Below are 25,942 nucleotides of genomic sequence, written 5' to 3'. Positions count from 1 at the left end.
AGCTCCCTATTAAAACTATTTCATTAATGTGATAATTTCTACTACAGAAATGTTTCCTCTAGTACTAACAACCTTATATCTGTTATCTTTTATAAGCATAAAAGCTGGAATTATTTGGATATTACCATGATCATTAATACGATATTGTATTTGTTCATTTAAACTGAATGAATGCTGTTTTTTATTATCATTTAGCATAAAATTTACTCCATCAGATTCAACTAATATTCCTGAAGTTTCTTTGCGTTTTGTATGATGTATACTTGGAGGAATCCATGTTGGTCCTTTAGCTAAATCTATTTCTAAGTCACCATTCAACTCTAAAACAACCACAGGTAATGTTTGATTAAATGTATCTTTTGGAATAGTTGCTGTTATTGTTGCCTTGTCTGTATTTTGAGTAAAAAGAACAGGTGTATTATTGCCTAAAACATAGGCCTTATTTACTTTGCTTTTAATCCCGTTTATATTGATGGTTTTATTTTCATCACCAAAAAGATGTAAATAAACTTTTTTCTCCTTTGTTGTTATAGAACCCCATTTATACTCTCCCTTAAAAGGAGAACCTTTTGTTTCATAAATAGATTTTCCATTTACTTTTGTCCATTTTGCGATATCTTTTAAACGCGCTGTTTCTTCAGGAGTAAAACAACCATCAGGTCCTGGGCCAATATTTAATAGAAAATTTGAGTTTCTACAAGCACACTTTGACAACATTGAAATTACCTCTTCTGAAGGTTTCCAGTTTGAATCATTTTTGTCATAGCCCCAATTATGTCTTAAAGTCATTATAGATTCTAGGTATCCTTCAGCACCAGGAGAAGCTAACTCACGATCTCCTAAGTTTTCATAATCTCCAAGATTATTTCCAATTCGACTACTTACAACACAATTAGGTTGATATTTACGAACCAAATCATAACACATTTGATTTAAATCTGCATGTCTTTTTACGCCCATATCAAACCAAATTAAATCGATTTGACCATAATTAGTTAATAATTCTTCTAAATGAGTTTTTACTATTTTTTTATAATCTTCTGGAACTACAGCAGCATTTCTTCTTACTTTTTTATAATGATACCAATCTTTTTCATGTGAATAATAAATTCCAACACGCATACCTTGTTTATGGCATTCATCTATATATTCTTTCAACAAATCTTTTTTATAAGCTGACGACTTTACAACATTCCAGTCAGATGCTTTTGTATCAAACATGGCAAATCCATCATGATGCTTTGTGGTTAACACCATATATTTCATGCCTGCATCCTTGGCCATTTTTACCCATTCTGCTGGTTTGTAATTTACAGGATTAAATTGTTGTGCTTTTTTTTCATAAGCTTCCTTAGGGATATCAGCTAAAAGATAGATCCATTCTGCACTTCCAGCTCCCATTTCTTTTCCATAATCAATGCCATTCCATTCTCCTCCAAAAGCAGAATAAACACCCCAATGTAAAAACATACCAAACTTGGCATTGGACCACCAAGCCATTCTTTCTTGTTTTTCCAACTCAGTTTCACTCCATACTTTTTCTTGTGAAAAACTACCTTGAATTACTGAAAGATGAACGAGCAATGCAATAAATACCTTTTTCATAAACATATATTGTTGTTTAAATTTTGTTTATTTTCTTGAAAACCTATTTCCGTAAAAAACTCCTAATTTATTTTATAGCAAAAGCTGCCTGTACCCAAGGAAAATCTATCTCATCATTCTTTTGTGGTTTTCCTGATGTACTTCTTCCATCATTAATTTGTTTGATTAATAATTGCTTCAGTTCCTTTACTTTTTCAGGATGTTTTTCTGCTAAATTCACATGCTCTCCAACATCAATTTTTAAGTTATACAATATAATTTCTGGCAAGTCTTTTAACTTTTTTAAAGGTCTTCCCATAGCATTTAACCCTTTGTTTGCAGATACAATTAATTTCCAATCTCCTTTTCTTATAGCAAAAACACCTTCTTTGCTATGGTGAATAGTTGCTTCTCTTTCATATCCTTTTTGTTGTAACAACAAAGGCAACATACTATAACTGTCTTCTGCTTCATTATCTTTTAAATTATAATTTACAATATCGGCAGTGGTTGCCATAAAATCTGTGGTACAAATGGTTGCATCAGAAATAGTATTAGGCTTAATTTTTTCTGGCCATTTTACGATAAAAGGAACTCGATGACCACCTTCTAAATAACTCCCTTTATTTCCACTATAAATATAACTTGGATTGTGTCCTTTAGATTTTAATACTCCATAATTGGCATTTGCTGCACATCCATTATCACTTGTAAAAATTACAATTGTATTGTCTTCTTCTCCACTTTCTTTAACTGCTTTAAATATTTGCCCCATTAAATCATCAATCATTAAAACAAAATCTGCATAAGGATTTATTTTACTTTTTCCTTTCCAAGGTGCCGTTGGTAAAATTGGATTGTGTGGTGCTGGTAATGGTAAGTAGATAAAGTAAGGTTTATCGTCTTTTGCGTTTTCTTTGATATAAGAAACTGTTTTATCAACAAAAACAGGTAACACTTCTTCATGTTTAAAATCATTAGAAATTGGTCCCTTTATCCAATACGCATATTTATTTGATTTTCTTTTTTGTTCGGAAATACCTGTTGGCTGCATCACCACTTTATCATTCTCTACATACACAAAAGGAGGCATGTTTAGTGATGCTGCTAATAAATAGGAATAATCGAAACCTAAATCTAAAGCTCCTTTTTTTAAGGGTTTTGTATAATCTAATTGTTCCATTGGATACTTATCTTTAACACTAGAGTAATGTTCTAATTCTTTGCTAGTGTCTTTTAGATCCCAATTTAACCCCAAGTGCCATTTACCAATATTTGCAGTTTTATAACCATTTTGTTGTAACAAATCGGCTACAGTGAAACGATCATCTTTTATCAACATTGGTGAAGTACCCCAAGTTACAAATTGTTTTAATGGTGTTCTCCAATTGTACCTTCCTGTTATGATACCATATCTGGTTGGTGTACAAACTGAAGATGAAGTATGGGCATCTGTAAATCGCATTCCATCATCAGCTAACTGGTCTAAATGTGGGGTATGTATTTTACTGTTTTCATTATAAACACTTAAATCTCCTATTCCTAAATCATCTGCTAATATGTAAATGATATTGGGTTTTTTGTTCTGAGATTTATTTTGACCACTAACTGTGTAAATTAAAAATAACGTGAAGACAACTAATAGTTTTTGTTTCATTTTGTAAGTACATTTAAGGAGTAATGCAATACTATATTTTGAAAACTTATAGCAATTTTTACTCCTGATTAAAAATTTCTATTTATTACAAATTTGCTCTTAAATATCTTAACATACTTGCTCTTAACAACTATTAATTTGCTAAAAACTACCATATTGGAATTCTTATGACCTCAATTGTACTATCTTACAGTTTAATCAAGAAAAACCAGAAAAATTTAATTTAGTTTTTAATCATTCCCATCTTGCTTACATCTAATGGTTCTATACCTAGTTTTAAAGCTGGACTATCTGCTTTAAATCCAAAATTTGCATTTTCTACATCAATAAACATCGGGTCTCCAAATTGACTCATTTTCTCTTTTCCCAATGAACGCATTCTTTTAAAATGTGAAGTCATCCAATTTGGATTTTTAGAATGATAATACAAATTTCCATCCATATCAGTTTGTTCTAAATTTGGAAGGTTTTTTACTTGGTTTTTACGAGGTCTTTCTGCATAGGCATTTCCTCCATCAGGATGAGAAATAATAATATTTTTATGTGCTTTTGAACCAGTTACTGGAACCCATTCAAAACTGATGTATCCAAATCGTGGTGCTACTCTTGGCGCTACAATAATATTGTTGATGATATCATTGACTCCTTTAGAAGCAATTCCTGCACTAAAAGCGTAATTATTATAAAGAACATTACCAAAGATCAATGTTTCATGCTGATCATCATCACAACGAATTGGTGCTGGCATTGAATGTTCTAAATTGTCGTGTAAATAATTATAGCGAACAATATTTCCTGTACCTGCGCCAGAAACATAAATACAGTTACCATCAGACAATAACTGTACCGCATTTGTAATTTCGTTATATTCTATAATATTGTGTCTTGAATGATTAAATTTTTCACGGACTTTCCAGTTTTCGTAATTCTCTTTTGTATTTTTAATAACTTCATCAGGAATTTCGTGATGCCTTACAGTTCTGCCTCCTTCACCATTTAATTTTCTATCGGGTTCAATACGATTGGTAATTAAAATTCCAGCATATCCACTGTGATGAATAAAATTGTGTGCAATTTGATTGTAACCACTTTGCCACGCCCAAATACCTGGAGAGTGCCATGTTATTTCACTAAAGTGATGAATATGATTATTGATAATTTTATTATGGTGATTAACATCTTTGGTGCCTGGTCCATACCCAGCTAATAAAATTCCTGCTTCACCTAGATGCGAAAATTCGCAATTTTCTACGTTATTCTTCTGTGCGTACAAATCAAAACGAACACCAGATCCACCAGAATTTATAAACTTACAATTGATAACTTCACAATTTTCTGCACCTCTAAAACGTAAAGCTGCTGTTGGCGCATCAAACATATCCCAATCGTGTTGCATACCCCAACCCAATTGCTCTTTATCATCTACCCAAGCTCTTCTATCTGCATGAGAAAATGTAATCCCTGAGAATGAAATACCTTTTACTGGTTGGTCTTTAGTGCCTTTATAATCGATATTTCCTTCTACGCGAATTAGTTCATTTGTTGTGGGTGCTAAAATTCCTTTTGGAGCACCCTCTTTTGTTGTGATTCTTGGCCACAAATAAATTTTTCGTGTTTTAGAATTCATTACCCATTCTCCAGGTTCATCTAAAGCTTCGAGTGTATTTTCAATCCAAGCAGAATTTCCATCTTTTTTATGTACCCAATGTGCTAATTCTCCCATAGCATACGTTGATGATACTTTTGTTTTTGCTACTAATTTTTCTTCATCTACAGATTCTAATGGTAACATATTAATCATCCAAGCACGACTGGGTCTTATATTTAGTTCAACATCTTTAAGATTTTCCCAATTCTTTATTTTTCCTTTTGGAAAGTGAACTGTTCTTTTATCCCCCATTTTAGTGGGTATAAAACCTTCTGCTCTTGCACGATTTAGGCGTCCTTTCCCATCATAGAGTGTATAAAATTTATCAATTTCCTCAGGAATATCTGCCACCCAAACTTTGCCTTTTGCTACTTGTGGTAATTCAGGATGCGATTGTAATAATTCCCATCCATTTACGGAAATTCCTGCACTCACAATAGGGTTTTCTTTAGGATACGCAGCAAAAGTTAACTGTGTTGATACTGAATTTGATTTCTGATTTCCGTCTTCTATACCTAAAACAAGTGTTTTATTTAATTGATGACGTCCTCCACTTAAATAGATAAAAGCGGGATTTGAATTTCTTTTTTTACGAAATTCTCTAACGATTTCAAGAGCCTTTGGAATACTTGCTAAAGGAGCAACAGTGGTTCCAGATGATTTATCATCACCTGAAATGGAGACGTATAATTCTATCTTTTCACTCGAATTGTTACATCCTGTTAAAAGGATTATACAAAGTGAAAAAAGTATCCACTTAAATTGGATTAAAATCGTTTTCATCGTTTATTTCTTTAAGCGTTTTCCAACTTCTTTTAACGTTTTAATGTCATCTGGAAAAACAGTTCCATCTGGTAATGGCCCAATATTTAATAATAAATTAGCTTTCATCTTTTTTGTGTGTGCTAACATTTCCATCACTTCATCTGCTGTTTTGTGTCCTACATCATTATCTCTATCATAACCCCAAGCATAAGGTTGCATGGTGTTACAAATTTCTAAAGGAACGTCTGATTCACCTTTAAAATGACGCTCTGGAGCTTTAAAATCTTCAGTACCAAGAACGCCTTGTTTGTACGAAACCAAAACTTGAGGCTGAAGTGAATGTATATGATCGTATAACTCTTGAATTTTCAACTCATCAATTTTTCCAGGCGTAGAATTAGGCACGGCTCTACCATCTAACCAAATTCCAGCTATTGGGCCATATTTGGTTAACAACTCTGTTATTTGATTCTTCATAAAATCTACATATAATTGCAAGTCTTGTTCTTCACCATATTTATATGATTCTTCTTTAGGATTATAATCTGGCTTTGGGTTTCCACGCCAGTCTTCTCTATTAGGCGAATGTGGATGTTTCCAATCACGTCCATGAGAATAATAGAAAAATAAGCCTAAACCTTTTTTATGACACTGTTCTGCTAATTCTGCTACCAAATCTCGTTTCGCAGCACTATTTGTACTTTTAAAATCGCTAAATTCTGTATCGAACAAACTAAATCCATCATGATGTCTGGTAGTAATATTGATGTATTTCATGCCAGCATCTACAGCCAAATCTGTGATTAAATCTGCATCAAAATTTTCAGCGGTAAATTTATCTGCTAATTTTGCATATTCATCAGGTCTAACTTTTGCACGCAATTGCACCCATTCTGCTGGTTTTGAATGTATTTCTCCCCAATATCCTTCCGTTAAACTAAATAATCCATAGTGAATGAACATGCCAAACTTTGCTTCTTCAAACCATTGTAAAGCAGCAACTCTTGGATTTTTTGCATAGGCATCTTCATATCCTTTTAAATAGGAGGGTACCTCAACTTGTTTTTTACAACTAGTAATACTCAAAAAAATAATGAATACTCCAATAAACAGGCAGCTAATATTTTTTAATATTTTCATTTGCTAAAATTTAAACTTTAAGGTAATAGCAAAATTGTTGTTGCACCTTTATTACTTTCACGTCCATCGTTTCTTACTGATGTAACTTTGAATATCATCTGACTGATTTTTTTAAGTTCAGAAAGTTTATAAACAAAATCAGTATTAGTAATTTTAGAAGCGACCAACTCATAAGTTGGTGAGTTGCCTACAGCTCTATAAATATTGTACGAAACAGCATCCTTACTTTTATTCCAAGAAAGTTTAACTTCATTATCTTTTTTAACAATCTTCAATTTCGAAGGTGCCTCTACAGAAGTAAATTCTGGAATCGCATTGATAACATAAATTTGCCCTACTTCTGTTTTAATAGTAATTAAATCATTATCCTTAACAACAAATTTTACAGTTTTTCCTTTTGATGTTTTAATAATTGCTTTGGCAACATTTGGATATCTAAACTCTAAGATTCCTCCTGATTTAGACAATACTTCAAACTTCTTAGCTTGACCTTTTGACCACGCTGCAGAAACTTCAAAATTACCACGAGCTAATAAACCATTATAACTCCCTTCTGACCAGTTTTTTGGCAAAGCAGTTAAAGGTGCAATTACATAATCTTGACTTTGCAAAAGCATTTCTGCAACTCCAGCTGTAGCACCATAATTCGCATCTGCTTGAAACAATGGATCTCCACGATGATCGTTAAATAAATTGTGTAAATAGTTTTCGCTTAGTAATTCTTTATAATAAGAATAAGCTTCTTCTTCATTATGTACTCTTGCCCACATTGCTATTCTTTCTGCACGTGCCCAACCAATGTTGGTTTTATGACCTCGTTTTAAGAGGCTAACTTCAGCAGCATCTAACCAAGCTGGAGTTTTGTCGTTAATCAATTGTCCTGGATATAAACCTAACAACATTGAAGTATGTCTATGATTAGGATCTCCTATATCATCGAAAAATTCTTCTTGACGAAATTCTTTAATTTGACCTGATTTTCCTATCTGGATTGGATCTAATAGAGGAAGTTGTGACTTGAATATTGGTAGTCTGACATCAGATTTTCCTAAAATTTCAGCACCTTTTAGGGTGTTGTGGTGGTTCTCGAAAAACATTTGTTGATCGAAAGTTGTACCTACTGTATTTCTTAACTTTTGTTCTGGACTAGATGATGGATTGGCTAATAAAAAACCATCAGTATTTGTAACGAATCTAGACACAAAGTTAGCTTGTTCATAAATTACTGGATATACTTTATTTGCTAACAAGGTTTTATTACGTGTATAATCAAAATAATCCCAAAATAGTAAACCAATCCATGAACCTGTTCCAAAACCTGCTACTTTAGATTTGGCAGGAATATCATAAGGATTACTCCAAAATGGCCCAGACCAACCATTATCTCCATTAGCATCAAGCTCTGCACTATTAAACTCTTTAATATATTGTGTTGCATATAAACGTTGACGTGCTTCAAAAACTTTAAAATAATCTGCATAAGATTCAAACAACTCAGTTAAATTAGTTGAAAAAACAGGTGCATACGCCATTTGTAAGTTTGTATCGTGTAAATATTGAGATGACCAAGGAGGTCTTTCATAAACATTCCAAATTCCTTGTAAATGGGGGGGAAGTGTCCCTTTTCTAGAAGAACATATTAACATATAACGTCCATATTGAAATGCCAATTCCTCTAGGTATTTGCTAGAATTTCCATTCGGATATGCATCAATCAACTCGTTTGTTGGAATTTTAGGTTCATCAGCGCCCAAATTAAAATTCACTCTATTATAAAGGTTGGTATAATCTGCTAAATGATTTTTCAATAATTCGTTATAAGATTTTGCTGACGCATCTTCTAAATATGCAGTTACTTTTTTATGAGGATCTGGAAAACCTTCCAATTTTTTAGTCGGTTCATCCGTTAGAAATATTTGAGAATCTAGTTTATAATTGGTTCCGATTGCAATCAGAATTAAAGCACTATCAGCATCAGAAACCCTAATTGTACCTTTTTTGGTTGCGTTCATTTTACCTCCTATAGGAATCACTTTGAACTGCCCTTCAAACTTGATTTTGTAGTAATTCATTATCCCAGAAAGGGTAATTATATTGTCTTTAGCAGAAACAGTGCCTGATTTTGCTTCTCCTAAAAAAGGGATTGTTGGACGCAATGTAAATGATAATTTACCTTTTTCGGAGGCATTTAAACGAATTGCCATTACCTTGTCTGGATAACTTGTAAAGTATTCTCTTGAATATTTTACTCCATTTTGTTCATATTCTACAAAAGAAACACCTTTATTTAAGTTTAATTCTTGCTTGTAGTTTTTAGTGTTCTGATGATCAAAATCAATATAAACTTCGGCAAAATTATTCAACCCTTTACGTCGAAGACCACGATTTTTTTCTGCCCAGTCATATAAACTATTTTCAGTAATTTGGATTCGTTCTGTGGCAATACCACCAAAAACATTAACGCCCATGTAACCATTTCCCATTGGAATTGAACGATTTATCCAACCTTTATTATCATTAGTCGCTGGCTGATTATACCAAAGACGTAATGTTTTGTTGGGTTTACCAACTTTACTGGTAACTGTATTGTTTTTTTTAAGAGGATTAGTTGACGAAGATTTATTTACTGCGCAAGCAAAAATTGACGTATTAAAAACCATCAACATTAACAAATTACACGTATATAAAATAGATTTATTTTTAATTTTCATTTTTTAAATATTTTACTTAATTACTTTATTTCCAAGATATTTTTGCTTTTCTACTTTCTGTATTTACCCAAACACTGGCGTGTTCAAATTCACGAGTAAATTCCCAACCATTTGGTGTTATTCTCTTGTAAGCCTCTTTAGGAGCACCAAGAGGTTTTTGTAGTTCAGGATAATTTACTAAAGGCCCTGTTCTTAATTTCCATCCCCAACTGTACATAAAGTAGGAGTAGGGTTGAGCTCCTATTAAATAACAAGCAAGAGAAAACTCCAATTTTTCTTTAGATAATTCTGGCATATTAGGCTGAATATTTCCTCTTCCAAACCCATCAACTCCAAGTCGAAAAACGGATATTTTTCCTTCTTTGGCATTTTTTAGCATATCTCCCCATTCACTTAGTAAGCTTTCTTTTTTAAATCTTGCTTTTGAATAGTTTTCGAACATTACTGCATCACAAACAGGATATACATCACTTGCATCTTTATTATTGGCATTGTTACCTAACAATATTTTATCAGGCCCCAACTTCTTTTTTAGTGCAGCCATCATTTCTCCCATTGCTTTTTGAAGCTCAGGTTTCTCTTCCTTACGAAACCTACTGTTTCCATGCATTTGATCGATAAAAACACCATCACAATTAGACTCTTTAACTCCTTTTGCTACAGTTTCTACCCACCATTCTCGGAATTCAGGATTTAATAAATCATAACAATATGCCCCAAAATGTTCTGCTAGTTCTCCTGTTTTTGGATTATTAATTAAAAACTCTTTTAATTTTGGATTTTTCTTGACACCTTTCTTGGTAAAATCTTTGGTATAAGAAGTATAAGTCCAAGCATAGGCAGAATTAAAATAAAACAACACTTTGATGTTAGGGTTTACTTTTCTAAATGCTTTTGCTTCTTTTTTAGCTCCAAGCTCAGCAGATCCTAATTGTTTTTTTCCGTGCGATTTTTCAATGCAAATAAAATCTGTTCGCGCTGCTATAAATTTCACTTCCTCAGAAGTTAATAAGCGGTTTTTATCCTGAAACATAAAATATTGAGGTGTTGTTTCCCAACTAAATTTTGGATAAAAATCTTTAGGTACAAATGTACTTCCATCGCTATTTATATATGTTTTTTCTTGTGCACTTAATTCAAAACCAGTGGCAACTACACAGGTTAATAGTAGTACTAAAATTTTTGCTTTTATCATTTTTGATTCCTTTTAATGATGTTTTTTATTGATTAATATCCTTTTACTGCTTTACGTACCTTTTTCATAATTTCAATACTTTCTGGATTAAAAATAGGGTGATCTTTTGTTACATCTGGCGTCATTACCAAATTGATGGTAATTGGTATATTTGCTTGATCAGCTTTCTGAAAAATTTCAATATATTGCTCTGCTGAAAATTTAGGTTTTTGCGTAAACTTTCCGTTTTTAACTCTACTTGACCAACCATCCATATAAAACCAACTTGCTGGGTATTGTCCTTCTAATTGTCCTCCTTCTTCAAATAAGAAATCAGGTTGAATTTCAGGAACTCTGCCTGATCCATCAGAAACAACTAGATCACTAAAAGGCGTTAAGTTTGCGAATAGATTTTGACTAAAACCTACAGGAGCATTTGGATTCCCTGCTTTAATGGCTTTCGCAAATTTTTCCCAAGGTGGATCTAATTGATATATTTTCCAACCTCCATCATCAATATAACCTCCTGTGGTTGCTAAATCTTCACCATATCGTAAACTTACCTCACGAAAATGAGCTTCTAAGAAATTGAAATATCCTGATGGATCTGGAGTTTTACCATTTCCATAGGTATTACCATACAAATCTTCCATTCCACTATTAGGGTTGTAGTACAACATTAAACGAATATTGTGTTTTTCTAATCCATCAATCAATTCTCTGATTAAATCTCTTTCACAAGTAAAACCTGATTTTATGCTATCTATAGTTTTACTAGGTCCTGGCCAATGTTGAGTTCCGTGAGCACAGGTAAACGTAACCCAAGAAGCACCTGTTTCTACTACTTTTTCTACAAAAGCATCCACATCAAATTCATTTACCAATTTTTGATACTGTTCGCCTAATTTTGGACCTCCATTAAATGGTCTTGATCCTGATGAGAAATGTACAAATAACCCATATTTTCCATCCACCATCCATTGTATATCTGCCTTCATAGCTTTTGCTCTGGCTTTAATGGCTGTATGTGCTATTGGACGTACCAATTCTATGGACCAAAAAGCAAAAGGATTTGGCTTTTTGTTTGTATTGGCTTTTATTTCTTTATTGACTTTCCCTTCAATTTCTTTGCCAAAAGTCACTAAACGAAAACTGATTTTATTGATTCCTTTTTTGAGTTTTAAATTTTGTTTTAAATAATGTCTTTGTACAATTGGTCTTGTTTCCCAATTTTTGATATTTGCTTTTTCAATAATTGTTGTATTTCCTGAAGTAACTTCAAATGTTGATTTTGAAAGAATATTATTACTACCCGTATACAAAAGCGCAATGCTATATTCAGCTTCATAAGGTGCTTCTACTTCCCAAGTCATTACATCATCTTTAGTAAAAAAACCTCGGATAAAAGCATTGTTCACAACTTCTGGTGTTGGTCTTTCTAGGTGATTCAAATTCCCAGTCAATTGAGCTCTAAAACCCATAATTGTAGTGATATCATCTGCTCTGAGCTGCCAGGTTTTTGGTGCCCAATATGGATGTGTAAGGTTTTTCTGAGAAAAACTTACGACTGAAATAAAAGATAAAACAATCGCTAATAGAATGTTTTTATTTTTCATTTTGATATACATTTTAAAGTTGTCCTTATTAATTAACTTTTTATTTCCAATTTTCAATTTTTAAGAAATATCCTGCTGTTGGATCTTCATCGTGACAAGCCAAAAACAAATAGGCTGGTTTGCCATTTTCCCATAAAATGTTAGGCCTTTCGCTTCTTGCCAATTCGTGATTGAAATAATGACTGTTTGTATTATATCCAATTTCTGGTCTGTCCCAATGGATTCCGTCTTTTGATTTATAGATTAAACCTGGTCGTTTTCCTCCTAATTCTTTCTTACCTAAAGTTTTTGGATTTCCTTCTAGAGCACTTTTTACGTTCATACGATCTTCAACAATTAGATAATACATCCCTTTGTAATAAAAAGCATAAGGATCTTCTATATCCAAGTCCATATCTGCATAAGATATTAATGGATTTTCTTGATAATTTTCATAAGGTCCTTCTAAATTATCACCAATCGCTAAAGAAATTTCTCTAAAATCTTTGTGATTATCCGTAACTGACTTGTAATAAATTCGATATTTTCCATTTTCATCCACCAAAAAAGTAGGATTAGAAGCGTGAATGATATTTGCTCCATTCATTTTTCCTGATGCTTTTATAATAGGATTGTGTGGACTTTCTATCCAAGGTTCATCCAAAGATTTTGTAGTTGCAATACCTATTTGTTGTGCCAATCTTGGCGTTGTTCTTTCTTTTACCAAATACACCATTACATAGGTATCTCCAACTTTAGATACTTGTGGATTGTGATAAGTTGATGATTTACTCGAAAATGTGGTGTCAATAAATTGATAAGGTCCTTCTGGTTTATCTGCTGTAAAATGAACAATTTTACTGTCTTTTATCCAACGTCCTTTATTTGGAATTGTAGACATAAAAACGTGTAATTTTCCGTTTTCATCATAAATGGGAGACATTCCCCAATTCCACCAACCTTCTTCTGCGGGTAAAATAAATTTCCCAGGAACAAGTGATTTACTAAAAAAAGATTCTTTAATAGTTAAGTTTGGCTTGCATGAAAATAGCATCAGTAATGCAACTGAACAAATTACTATTTCTAAAAAAGGTCTTATTTGTTTACTATCCATATTTATTCTAATAATTATTCATAAAATTGATTACTCTAAATCCTTTTAAAAAACCCTTCGCTTTTTTAAGGGAATAAATTTGCTTTCATTTCGGCTATTCTTTAAGAATATGTTATTAAACCTTCCTATCCTATAGTGCTTCTACTTCAGTAAAATAAGCTCCTCCCATTTTCCCTTCACTTGTATAGAGATAGGTAATAAGTTCCGTTTTCCCAGCAGGGATTTCCAACTCAAAAACAACCTCTTTGCTACCTTGTTTCACTTTCATTTCCTCATCTTTTCCAGCTATCTGAATTTTAGCTCTCACAGCCTTAATTACTTTATCTGCTTCTTTAGGGAATTGACGAAGTGTAAATCGATATAAACCTGCTTTTTTAACGTTTACCATCCAGGGTCCAGTAACTGATGGAAGTCTTTTGATTGAACCAAAATTCCAAGGAGGATTTCCACTAGGCAAGTACCAATCTTGTGAACATAAAAACGTAGGGTTTTCTTTGGTGTTACCAATATCAATAGAAACAGGAGTCATACGTGGTGAAACAGATTTCCAAAACGGTGTGTAAAGTGTTCGCAACGCTGCTACCTTTTCTGAATTGGCAGATGAAATATCTCTTTTTTGACTAGGATCATTTTGAATATCATAAAGTTCTGTTCCGTTAATTAATCGCCAGTTATCTTTTATTACGCATGTATATTCCCACTCTTTTGGTGAACCTTTAAAAAATGGCCCTCCCTGAAATTGTACTACAAGATGGTCTCGTTTTTTTGCATTTTTAGAATTTTCCAAGATAGGTTTAAAAGATATTCCATCAAGATTGTGGGAATCTGAGATTGATATTCCAGATAAATCAGCTAGTGTTGGCAATACATCAATATGAGCAGTAAGTGCATCAACATCTCTTCCTCCTTGCAGACCTCCATCAGGCCAATGAATGAAAAAAGGCACGCGATGACCTCCTTCATAAATCGAAGATTTTTTTCCTCGCATACCAGCATTATATCCCTTCAATGCTTCTGAATTCAGTCCTTTAAAACTCGCCCCTTTTGCTGTACCATTATCAGACATAAATACTAATATGGTGTTATCAGTTATTCCTAGATCTTCAAGTTTATTTCTAAGAATCCCCAAGTTGTAGTCAAAATTGGCAATCATACCATAAAATTCAGGGCCGAATTTCCATTTAGCCTTGTCTCTGTATGGTTCGCTCCATTCTTTACCAACAATATAAGGTCCATGTGGTGCATTGGTTGCTAAATAAAGTAGAAATGGCTCTTCCTTGTTTTTCTCTATAAAGTTGATAGCCTCATTAAACCATACATCAGTGCAATAGCCTTCAAATTTTTCATTTTTACCATTTCGCTCATAAGTATCATCAAAATAGTCATTGCCCCAGTAGTCTGATGCTTGACCAACTCCTCCAGATTTATGCCAAATTACATCTTGAAATCCTCTGTCTTGTGGTCTATGTGGGGCATTATCTCCTAGATGCCATTTCCCAACCATTCCTGTAGTATATCCGTTTTCTGAAAACACATTAGCCATTGTTCTTTCATCTATATGAAGCAAGGTACGCCCACTACTGGTGCGATATGCTCCAGTTCTACCTGGGTAACGTCCTGTCATAAGGGCTGCTCTTGATGGAGTGCAAAATGGACTTACATGAAAGTTGGTAAGCCTTACAGACTCGCTATGCAACTTATCTAGATTAGGCGTTTTTAAAATCGGATTTCCAAGACAAGCCAAATCTCCATAACCCTGATCATCAGTCATAATTAGAATTATATTTGGTTTTTGAGACTTTAACTCACTAACTTTCTTTTTTTCTTTTACTGAACTGCATGCTACAATAGTCATTAAAACTATGAGTCTTATATTTTTATATATCTTGAATTGATGTATTTTATTTAATATCATGCTATATTAGTGCTTCTTATTTTCTCTTTTCGATGGTGTCCATTCAAACCAATTTAGATTGAATATACCTTCATCATCACCTTCTGAACATAAGTAAATTGTTTGTGCTCCTCTAACTCTATTTAGTGTTGTTGCAATGGTTTTGTAATTGTTTATTCCTGTTGATGGTATTGGAATGGTTTTTAAAATAGCTCCTGTAGGACTGTTAATTCGTACCACAATTTTAGCTCCTTCTTTTGGTGCAGAAACATTTACGCGAAAAGAAAATGGTGCAGCACTTTTGCCGAATTCAATTTCAGTATAACCCAACCAAGAATTCTTTGAAAGCTGAATTACGCTTTCACTATTTTTATCCGTTTTAATTTTTTCTACTTTTAAATTACCTGACATTGAACTAAAATATTCGGCTTCATAACGAATACTTTCAGCTGCTTCAAAAACCACTTGTTTTCCTTTAGGATTGTTCTTTTTCTGTTCTCTTCTTTTTCGTTTTGCATAAACTGGTTTCGTTATTTCCACATTTTTATCCAATGTATATACAATTGGTTCTATGGTTCCGTCTTTTCGAAATGTGATCTTATCAAAACAAACTGATCTTTTATAACGATTACCATTATTTACATCTCCTCTATGATAAAAAAGATACCATTGTTCGTTAAATTCTATTACAGAAGTATGATTTGGAGATTCTGGAGAATTAGGAGCAAGTTCACCTTTAAATGTTGCATAGTTTTTTGGTAAAGGAGAATCTGCCATCCAATATTTAGTAATTGGCCCAACTCTAGCACTGAAATAAAAAATTCCATTTCTTTTAAAAACATGTACTGCTTCATTTACAGTTTCTTTTGTTAAACGAACCCAAGGTCCATCTAATTCAACCATATTATCTTTTAATTTGGCTCCCATAATATGTGAACCCTTCTCTCCAATATCAACCCAATGATCATTACCAAAGATGTATGCTTGACCATCATCATCAACAATAACTGTTGGATCAAAAATCGTGGTCATCTCATTGGTGACAGCAGATTGCCAAGGACCTGTTGGAGATTTGCTTTTGGCCACACCTACGTGAGTAATATCGCTAGGAAAATACCAATAATACCATCCATCTTTATATACAGCATCTGGTGCATTCATATTAGATTGCGCATATTCAAAACCTTTGTCTAATTGAGGGTCTAAAGAAACTCCATGATTTATCCAAGTTTTTAAATCTGATGATTCTAAAATTACATAATCTTTCATTCCTTCATAATTAATAGCATTTGGTTGATCATGTGAACAATACAAATACACCTTACCATTAAAAACCTCTGCAGCTGGATCAGCAGTATATAAAAAATTTGACTCACCTTCTTTAAGAATAGGGTTTTGTTGCGCAAAAACAAATTGCCCAATTACGAAAAGAAGAAATGTTATTTTTTTAATCATTTTGATTATTCATTATTATGAAATTTAATATTTCTAAGACGATGTTATTCTGTTAATGGAATTAGCTCTAGTCCCTTAAACTTATATCTCTGCTTTGTTTTTTTAGTCGTTTTTATTTTAGGATACACTTTAATTTGATGAATTCCTTTGGTTAAAGTAACACTGCCTTTTTGTTCTTTTTTTGTCAAACCTCCAATGGTTCCTTTCGCATTAAGTTCAATCGTTTTTTTAGGTGTGATTAAATTGTAGGTAAAATTATCATCACCTGTATCTTCACTACTAATTTTAAAAGTTCCAGGTTGAGTTACATTAATCGTCCAAATTAAACCTTGTTTGGTATTTTCTCCCCAACGATTTGTTACTTTTTTATCGTAATCATAACTTATTCTTCTAATGGCAAATTCACATTTTGCCACTGGTAAATTTATGGTTCCATCCTTTTGCTGTTGAATAGTTTCGTCAATGACTTTGGCTTCTTTATCTTCTATTTCCAAAACAACAACAGTTACTCTTGGCTGTTTTAAGTTTTCAGGAACTGTAACACTTATTTGTTCCCCTTTTTGTTTAAAAATTAAGGATTGTTTAGACGCATCTGCCAAAACGTAGGCCTTGTTTACTTTGGATAAAATGCCTGAAATTTCTACTTGATCTTCTTCTAAATCCTTAAAATGTAAATACACTTTTCCAGGTTTACTAGTAATGGCATAAGGTGGGAATTTTAACGGACTTGGATCTGCTCCGTAAATTGCTTCTCCATTTATTTTTAGCCAATCTCCAATAGCGTTAATGCTGTTTACTTGCGATTCTGGAATGGTTCCATCTGGTCTAGGTGCTACATTTAAAAGATAAACTCCGCCATTACCAACGATTCTACATAAACTATAAATAAAATCTGAATAATCTTCAGAACGATCTAATTCTGCACCACGTGATGTATAACCCCATCCATTTTTTGTAACAGATTCGTGTGTTTGCCAAGGCACTTTTAAATCTGAAAGCCAAGTTGCTTTGCTTACGCTTGGTGTGGTACCATTATCAATCGAAACATCAAAATGTCCATAGCCATTTCCTAGTCGTGCATTTACTAATGCTCCTGGTTGATTTTTTTTCACAGCATCCATCATCATTTGACTTTGTTCATCTGTAATTTGAAAAGGTGTATCAAACCAAACCATAAAAATATCACCATAATTGGTGGTTAGCTCATTTATTTGTGCAACCGCTTTTTCTCTAAAATAGGTATCAAATTCATCAGCTGGTTTTATAACACTACCAAAATCCCAATCATTACCAGCACCACCTTTTTCGTGCCAATCTTGATCTTGCGAATAATAAAAGCCCAACTTCATGTCTCTTTCTTTACATTCTTCTGCCAGTTCTTTTAAAATATCACGATTAAATCCTGAAAAGTCATATAAGTTATAAGGATGTTTTGATTTATACATGGCAAAGCCATCATGATGTTTTGCAGTAAGCACGATGAATTTCATCCCTGCATTTTCAGCAATATCTACCCATTCTTTCGCATTGAATTTTTCAGGTTTAAACTTTCCAGCGGCTTCTTTTTCGTATTTTGCAACAGGGATAAAACTTCTTCTCATAATCCATTCTGCAGCACCTTCTTTACCTTTCCACTCTCCTTCAAGTTGCGCATAGGGTCCAAAATGAACAAATAATCCGAATTTATCTTCATATAATTTCTTCATGTTCTCTCTAATTTCAGGAGAATAATCAGACATTTTTGTTTTTCCAAAATCAACATCTCCTATTGTTTCAGTAACAAAATCAATTGAAGTTATATCATCTTTTTTATTGTTTTTACAGCCCATTATAATTAGGGTTAAAAAAATAATAGCTATTAACTTTTTCATAGTTTCTTTTTTTATAATTTTTCTATATAAACATAGTATGCTGGGTAAACTTTACCATCTTTATCAATTAATTGTGCTTCCATATCGTATTTTCCAGCAGGAATATTTCCAGTAAATTTTATTTCTGATTTTCCTGTATTAATTCTTATCTCTTTGTTGATATTTGCCACATACAAATACGCTTTTTCAAAATCTGATTTTGTACTACCAGCCATTGTTTTTTGCAATTCAATTCTTTTTTCTTGCTCTGGAAAAGTTGCATTAATTGCCAATCCACTTTCTCTTGGAAATCTTCTTAAGTAAATGGCATATTTACCATCTTCTACAAATTCAATTTTCCATCTACCTGAAGCTTGTACTGCTTTTGAGGCGCCATCTTGATGCCAAGCGCCATTGTGTTTCCCTGTAAACATATCGTGCGCAGAAATTCTACTTGGATTTTCTTTTGGAGAACCCACTTTGATATAACCATATCTTTCATTTGGTTTTTCTGACATGATGGATTGCCACCATTTTTCATATCCTTCTGTTAAACGATTAGCAACTTCTAGATGTTCTTTAATGATGTTTTTTGTTTGCCCTTTATCAGCATTTATATTGTACAATTCTTTTCCATTTACCAAACGCCAATTGTTGTCCATTACTGAGTAAGTTCTATATTTTATTAGGTTTTGTAATCTTTGAGTATCTACATACAGAATACGATTTTCCCATGTTGATTTTTTATCATCAAGTAATGATTTTAGACTTATACCATCCAAAGGTTTCATCGGATTAAAATCAAAATCAAATAAGTCTACAAAGGTTGGTAGTAAATCGTAATGCGCAACCAATTCATCAATATCTTTACCTCCGGTTACTTTTCCATTTGGCCATCTTATAAATAAAGGCACTCTGTGACCTCCTTCGTAAACACTTCCTTTTCCTCCTCGTAAACCTGCATCAAATATTCTTTGTCCGCCTGCACTTCCATTATCTGTAGTAAAAATAACGACTGTATTTTCTTTTAAATTAAGGGCTTCTAACTTTTGCTCTAACAATTTAAAATTGTCATCTATATTGGTTATCATTCCATAAAAACGCTTATAGGTTTCTCCAACACCTTCAGCATTTTTATAAATATCTAAATACTCTTTAGGAAGATTCCAAGGTTTATGTGGTGCATTTGTTGAAATGTAACAGAAAAAAGGATTGTCTTTATTTTCTTCGATGAAATCTAAAGCTTCAGAGAAAAACACATCTGTACAATACCCATTGTATTTTTGTAATTCTCCATTGTGCCAATAAGTATCATCAAAACCATCATTCCACCAAAAATCTGGTCCTTGAGTTATTCCACCTCCACCAATTCTAACTACTTCATGAAAGCCTCTATCTTCTGGGCGATAAGGATAATTATCACCTAAATGCCATTTGCCAAACATTCCATTTGTATATCCATTTTGAGCAAAAACTTGCGGAAGCAGCACCTCATCTTCAAATAAGATTGAGCGACCTGTAATGGTATGAAATGTATTTACTCTGTTGGTATGTCTACCAGACATTAATGCGCCTCTTGAAGGTGCACAAGTAGAAGAAACATGATAGTTTGTAAATCTTACAGATTCTTGATAGAACTTATCGATATTTGGTGTTTTGATATATGGATTTCCCATACAAGATAAATCTCCAGTTCCTTGGTCATCTGTGATTACAATAATGACATTGGGTTTATCTTTTCTATGTGATTCAGTTTGAGAAAAAGCTGAATACATAAAAGCTAAATTTACTATAAAGAAGAACCAATATCTATTATTCATTTGTTGTTTACGCTTTTCGTTTAAGTGAAAAATTGATTCATATTTCTTTTTCTAAATATGATTCTAGATGTACACTATGAGCTAAACAAACATAAAGTTAACAACACAAAACACCACTCTCTTTTCGGTCTTTGTATTGCTGAATTCTCCCATTTATGAAAGATAAGTAATACAAACAGCGATAATTACAATAGATGCTATTTAATAATTACTTTTTTGGTGATTATTGTGCTTTTCGTTTTAATTTTCAGCAAGTAAATACCTGATGGAATATTGTTAACCAAAAGCTTTATGATTTGGTTTGAACTAGCATTGTTTTTTTGAGCAAGATGCTTTCCATCTAAAGTATATAAATCAATCTGAACATCTTTAGTTAACGATTTAGAAAATGAAATATTTAGCTTGTTATTGGTAATTGGGTTTGGATAAATGAAGATATCATCAGTAATCATATCTGGTGATGAAATACCCAAAACATCTAAGGTTGATATTAAATTTAAACCAACTTTTCGAAACGCTCCATTACTGTCTGTAACTTTAAAAGCAACATTTTGATATTTAAAATCAGTAGTAGCTGTGCCAGAAATTATACCATTTTCAGAGAGTGACAAACCAGTTGGAAGTGCTGAACTTGAAATAAGTTTCCAAGTATAGTTACCTGAACCACCTTGTGCCATTAACTGATGATTAAAAGCCTGATTTACGCTAACTTTAGGAATAGATTTTGTTTGAATTGAAAGATTACTATCTGGAACATAATCAAAAGTTTCTGACATATATGCCAATTCTTTTATCAAATCGTGCCCCATTTTAATAGCTGTTTCTAGCTGTGTTTGTGTCCAACTTCCTCTTCTTGTTGGTAAATTTGCTGGTATTGGTAATTCTGTACCCATTGAAGATGCAATCATCATAGCTGCATTCATATACACAAGAGGATCTGAAACGTGTAAACCATCATCTGCTGCAATAAAATTAGAAAACGTTTCATTTAATCTACCCATACCTACTGTAAGCGGAATGGTTTTCCATCCTCTAAAATGATAATTGTACCATAAAGCAGCACAAGCGTCGTTATTTAAAGCATTTGTTGTTGAAGTTACACCACTAGCGCTTTCAAAACCTTTAATCCAATCGAAAACTAGAGGAATCATATTGGTTTGATTTGAGTTGATTATGTCTTGAGCATTTGCACCAGGATCTGTTCCGCCAACGTATAAAAATACACCTTGGTCTGCACTTTCTTGAAAAACGGTTGCTCTTAAAGGAGTGTCTTCTGCAGTCCAATCTCTTGTGCCAAAAACTTGTTGGCTTAATTTTCTTTCAGTGGCCGTTAATGAGTTACTAATAATGGTATTTAACCTATCTTTTGTAAAATCGTGAGTACTTGTGCCTTTATAAAAATATTTTACTTCACTATTAAAAGGTGCGTTTGTAATGTCTAAATTACGATAAACAACAGCTCCTTCATTTTCGTAACTGGTATTGTAATGTTCAAGAGTTTGATGCGTATCTACAGCAGTAGTAGCATAATTAGCAAGTTGAGTAATTGTAGAATTTGATAACGTATATTGAGATGCTGGATTTATATCTGTATTTGCATAAGTAGGTATATAATTAGCATCAGCTGCATTAAAACCTGTTATTTTTCTATAGATAGCACTTGCACTTATCATTGCTTGTTCAGCTCTTTCAATCCCCACTTTTCTACCTTGTAAACCTGCTGTATTTATGGCATAACCTGCAGGAATTACTTCTATTCCATTTCCATTTGCTGCGCGATAAAAAGACGTTCCTAATTGATTTACATCATCAATATAAGATGAATAATTCATCATTAACATTGGAGTTGCTCCAGCTTCTAAAATTGGTTGTGAAAACTGCTTACAGGCTTCGTATATAATTTCTGGATAGGTATAGGCTTGTTCAGAATCAAAAAAGATAACATATTTATAATCTCCATTGATGATATTAGATTTTGTATCAGCAAACTTTGGGTCGTAGAAAATATCTGCGATTGAATTGGCATCTCCAATACTATTAAAATCTACATTTACATCTGCAAAATCATCAGTTAAAGATAAAAGACCTTGTAAATATTCTGTGATATATTCTAGAGTAGCATCAGATTGACTCATTTGTGTGCTTTCAGCATACCAACTTTCATCTCCAGTAGAAGGAAATTTACCATTTTGAGAATCACGTTGAGCAGCGTGAATTAGTAAAATATTTTTTTTCTCTTCTTGTGAAAAAATAGTGCAACTAAAAAACAGTAGAATAATTAATAAAAAGGATTTCATATTTGTTTTTTTTATCAATAAATTTAAGATAAGTACTAGCTCTTTAATATAAGTTTGTCAAGGAAAAGCAGAGAAGTAACCATACATATAATATTGTTTATCTAAGTTTTCTTGAATTTAATCGTTGGCAACTATTCTAATACGCCATAATGTATTTTTTGATTTTTCATTACCTACTTGAAAACTAAAATTTAAATCTATTCTTTTAATATTATATTTTGTTAATCTAACTTTAGCAGTAAAACATTCGTACCCTTTATGCTCTACAAATTTTTGATGAGGTGGCGTCTTAATTTCTATTGTATAGCCTTGTTTTCTAAAAAGTTCAATCCATTCGTTATAAGATAATGAGAAATTGTATCCCATCTCTTTTAATGATTGAGGCATACTTTTATATTTAGTTATGCTGATGGATTCTAATAAGCCATTACAATTATGATCCCAAAAAGTTTGACCATCCCATTTAGCTATCGTTTTACAACCATCTTCATAATTTTCAAGAGTATATCCTAATTTTTTAGCATCATTAATATTGGATTTTCCCAGATGTATACCATTAATTACAAATTGATTAATAGATGTTGGGTTTAATTTAGTATTTCTATTATCTATTGTTTTTGTTGAAGAACAACCAAATATCAGAATTAAAATAAATGTAAGTTGATAAAAGTGTTTCATTAGTTCAAATTATAATTAAGTTATGAAATGTAGCTAGCATTATTTGAATAAAAGCTAACCTCATATTAAATTTTCTGTTAATTACAATAAAGTCTATTTTACACTGCTAGCGTCTTTCAAATAATGATTCATATTTTGCATATCCATTATATTTAACACCTTCATTTTTCCAATGTTCTAATTGTTGATCATACAATGCTCTCATTTCTTCAAGTTGACTTTGATACTTTGATTGATTTGCAATATTTTGCATTTCGTAAGGATCATTTACTATATCAAATAATTCTTCTGTTGGATGAATTCCTTTTTCTTTATCTTCATAATACCAATACACATATTTATACTGATTGTCCATAACTGTTAAACAGTGTGTAGCTTTTGGCCCCCAAACTTGAATGATAGGCAATGTATTTCTAACTTGTTTGTTAGGATTTTCTAATACTTCTGCTAAACTTTTACCATCGTAAACTTCAGGAATTTTTACACCTGCATAATCAAGAATTGTTGCAGAAATATCTACATTTCCAGATAATGACGTTGTTTTAATTGCTTTATTTTTTTGATTTGGATCTACAATAATAAGTGGAGTTCTTGCACCTTCTTCATAAGGCAATACTTTTGAGCCTAAACCATGTGAACCATTGAAATATCCATTGTCAGAAGAAAAAATAATAATTGTATTTTCTTCTAAACCTGATTTTTTCAATTCTTCTAACACCATTCCTATAGAATAATCTACACCATAAATTAATTGATTGTATTTTCGTAAAGCTTCTTGATACGTTTCATCCTTATCATAACCCCATCCTTCAAATCTTGGATATTGTCTACCCATTTTAGATTGTTTTGAAAGATGTTCTCCTGCTTCTCTTCCATAATTAGGTAATTTTCTAAAAGTAGTGTTTGCATAAATAGAATCAAACATTGGATCTGGTTCAACTGGTCTGTGAGGTGCTTTAAAAAATACGCTCATACAAAAAGGTTTATCCTCTTCTACAGATTTTCTAATAAAATCTATACTTGCTGCTCCATAAGCACGTGTACTATGTGGATATTCTTCTGCATACTTAGCTAAAGATTTATTTTCTATTGTTTTGTATGATGTTTGATGTGGACTACCTGCCCAAAAATCGAAATCTTTTTTTGCAACTTCACCTTCTTTTTTCCATCCTCCATTGGTATCAGAAACTGAAAAACCAAACTTTCCAGCAAAACCAACATTATAACCTGCTTCTCTTAATAAAACAGGGTAGGAGGTAGACCATTGTTTTGTTTTTAAAGAACCATGATCGAAATTACAACCTGTTTTATACTCGAATTGCCCAGTCATAACGTTTGCTCTACTTGCCATGCAAATTGCAGTAGTATTGTAATGTCTTTTAAAAGCAACTCCTTTACTTGCCAAAATATCTAGGTTTGGTGTTTTTACATCTGGATTACCAAAATCTTTCTGAGTATCATAAGATTGATCATCAGTAAAAAAGAAAATAATATTCGGTTTTTTTTCTTTTTGAACTTGAGAATTACAAGATTGTAGGCTTAAAAAGCCAAATAACATCATTATAAAAAAAACACTTTTATACTTCATTTTTAATTCTTCTTTTTAGATTCGTATGCTTTAAATTGAGCATTAATAATATCTGTTGATGGGCATTCAATAGGTTTTATACCTATTGCGTTTGCAATTTTTTTTGAAACTTGAATACCTTGTAATCGAGAACCTTCTGCTTTATAATGTACGTCTCCTTTTTTTACACCATGCTCTTTTAAAACAGGAACTGAAAACGTAAATAAATCGTTAACAAGAACCTCAGGATATTGTTTCATTACATTTAAGGCCACTTTGTTATATTTTATAGAATCACCTGCAAACCTTCCTTCTGCACCTTCTGGTACTGGAGTTGTGGTAGCAAATATTAATTTTGCTTTTGGGTAATTTGCTTTAAGATACTTTATAATTTTATGTAAGTTATCTTCATAGATTTTTAAAGTAGATACTTGCTTTCCATTTTCTTTATCTAATTTTTTACCTGCTAAATATTTTAAATCGTGTAAACCAACATTAAAATGAATAGCATCCCATTGAAAATTCCATCCTCCTTTTAGGTAAGGTTGAAACATTTTTTTTCTCATTGCTTCCATTCTAGCAATAAAATGGTTACTAGATTGTCCATTTGTATGTAATCGATAAACACATGCCTTATCTTTTAAAGACGCTCTAACATATTCAGTATATCCAATAGATACAGAATCTCCATAAATAAAGACTTTTGGTAAATTAGTATAAGGTTTTATATATCTAAATTGATAACGTCTTCTAGTAAATTTCCCTAAACTTTCCCAAGCATTTTTACATATATCACAAGTGTTATTTACCACCTGACTTGAAAGCTTAGTTGGCACACAAGATGCTAACCCAAATAATCCTATTAACTTGATAGCCTTTCGTCTCTCCATGTTTTTTAGTTTTTAAATCCTTACTTAATATAAGATATTACTTAAAGTAAGGATTTATAAATGTATGTTTATGAGGGTGTTAATTTTAGTTTTGTATATAAAT

The 25,942-nt window shown here is 32.4% G+C and carries 16 protein-coding genes; all 16 read right to left on the bottom strand.

Annotated features, from left to right (window positions below):
* Positions 1-15: 15 nt before the first annotated feature.
* Complete coding sequence (locus ACJJVK_RS03865; RefSeq protein WP_405563365.1) at positions 16-1,605, bottom strand: alpha-L-fucosidase; 1,590 nt, start codon at positions 1,603-1,605, stop codon at positions 16-18.
* Between the two features lie 67 nt (positions 1,606-1,672).
* Positions 1,673-3,241, bottom strand: coding sequence for an arylsulfatase (locus ACJJVK_RS03860; protein ID WP_405563362.1), 1,569 nt, complete (start codon positions 3,239-3,241; stop codon positions 1,673-1,675).
* A 223-nt stretch (positions 3,242-3,464) separates the two neighbouring features.
* Positions 3,465-5,672, bottom strand: coding sequence for a right-handed parallel beta-helix repeat-containing protein (locus tag ACJJVK_RS03855; RefSeq protein ID WP_405563359.1), 2,208 nt, complete (start codon positions 5,670-5,672; stop codon positions 3,465-3,467).
* 3 nt (positions 5,673-5,675) lie between these two features.
* Positions 5,676-6,794 carry an alpha-L-fucosidase gene (locus tag ACJJVK_RS03850; RefSeq protein WP_405563357.1) on the bottom strand — a complete coding sequence of 373 codons (1,119 nt, stop codon included), beginning with the start codon at positions 6,792-6,794 and terminating at the stop codon, positions 5,676-5,678.
* Between the two features lie 17 nt (positions 6,795-6,811).
* Positions 6,812-9,505, bottom strand: coding sequence for a glycosyl hydrolase family 95 catalytic domain-containing protein (locus tag ACJJVK_RS03845; RefSeq protein ID WP_405563355.1), 2,694 nt, complete (start codon positions 9,503-9,505; stop codon positions 6,812-6,814).
* Between the two features lie 25 nt (positions 9,506-9,530).
* Positions 9,531-10,700: a putative glycoside hydrolase gene (locus tag ACJJVK_RS03840; protein WP_405563353.1), complete on the bottom strand. Its 1,170-nt coding sequence runs from the start codon at positions 10,698-10,700 to the stop codon at positions 9,531-9,533.
* A gap of 32 nt (positions 10,701-10,732) precedes the next feature.
* Complete coding sequence (locus ACJJVK_RS03835) at positions 10,733-12,295, bottom strand: alpha-L-fucosidase (protein ID WP_405563351.1); 1,563 nt, start codon at positions 12,293-12,295, stop codon at positions 10,733-10,735.
* A gap of 40 nt (positions 12,296-12,335) precedes the next feature.
* Positions 12,336-13,388, bottom strand: coding sequence for a glycoside hydrolase family protein (locus tag ACJJVK_RS03830; protein WP_405563349.1), 1,053 nt, complete (start codon positions 13,386-13,388; stop codon positions 12,336-12,338).
* A 130-nt stretch (positions 13,389-13,518) separates the two neighbouring features.
* Positions 13,519-15,243 (bottom strand): arylsulfatase, encoded by a 1,725-nt coding sequence (locus tag ACJJVK_RS03825; protein ID WP_405563346.1) that lies wholly within the window; start codon positions 15,241-15,243, stop codon positions 13,519-13,521.
* 66 nt (positions 15,244-15,309) lie between these two features.
* Positions 15,310-16,737, bottom strand: a complete 1,428-nt coding sequence (locus ACJJVK_RS03820) for a family 43 glycosylhydrolase (RefSeq protein WP_405563344.1) — start codon at positions 16,735-16,737, stop codon at positions 15,310-15,312.
* A 44-nt stretch (positions 16,738-16,781) separates the two neighbouring features.
* Positions 16,782-18,608 carry an alpha-L-fucosidase gene (locus ACJJVK_RS03815; RefSeq protein ID WP_405563341.1) on the bottom strand — a complete coding sequence of 609 codons (1,827 nt, stop codon included), beginning with the start codon at positions 18,606-18,608 and terminating at the stop codon, positions 16,782-16,784.
* A gap of 11 nt (positions 18,609-18,619) precedes the next feature.
* Complete coding sequence (locus ACJJVK_RS03810) at positions 18,620-20,407, bottom strand: arylsulfatase (protein WP_405563338.1); 1,788 nt, start codon at positions 20,405-20,407, stop codon at positions 18,620-18,622.
* Positions 20,408-20,604: 197 nt separating this feature from the next.
* Complete coding sequence (locus ACJJVK_RS03805) at positions 20,605-22,704, bottom strand: T9SS type A sorting domain-containing protein (protein WP_405563336.1); 2,100 nt, start codon at positions 22,702-22,704, stop codon at positions 20,605-20,607.
* Between the two features lie 117 nt (positions 22,705-22,821).
* Positions 22,822-23,382 (bottom strand): hypothetical protein, encoded by a 561-nt coding sequence (locus tag ACJJVK_RS03800; protein ID WP_405563333.1) that lies wholly within the window; start codon positions 23,380-23,382, stop codon positions 22,822-22,824.
* A 106-nt stretch (positions 23,383-23,488) separates the two neighbouring features.
* A complete protein-coding gene (locus ACJJVK_RS03795; protein WP_405563331.1) occupies positions 23,489-24,970 on the bottom strand; it encodes a sulfatase in 1,482 nt (493 codons plus the stop codon).
* A 2-nt stretch (positions 24,971-24,972) separates the two neighbouring features.
* Positions 24,973-25,839, bottom strand: coding sequence for an SGNH/GDSL hydrolase family protein (locus ACJJVK_RS03790; protein ID WP_405563328.1), 867 nt, complete (start codon positions 25,837-25,839; stop codon positions 24,973-24,975).
* Between the last annotated feature and the right edge of the window lie 103 nt (positions 25,840-25,942).

The organism is Polaribacter sp. Asnod6-C07, from assembly GCF_045063625.1.
GTDB lineage: Bacteria > Bacteroidota > Bacteroidia > Flavobacteriales > Flavobacteriaceae > Polaribacter > Polaribacter vadi_A.
Note: the sequence above shows the minus strand (reverse complement) of the source record. Positions and strands in the feature narration are given on the sequence as shown.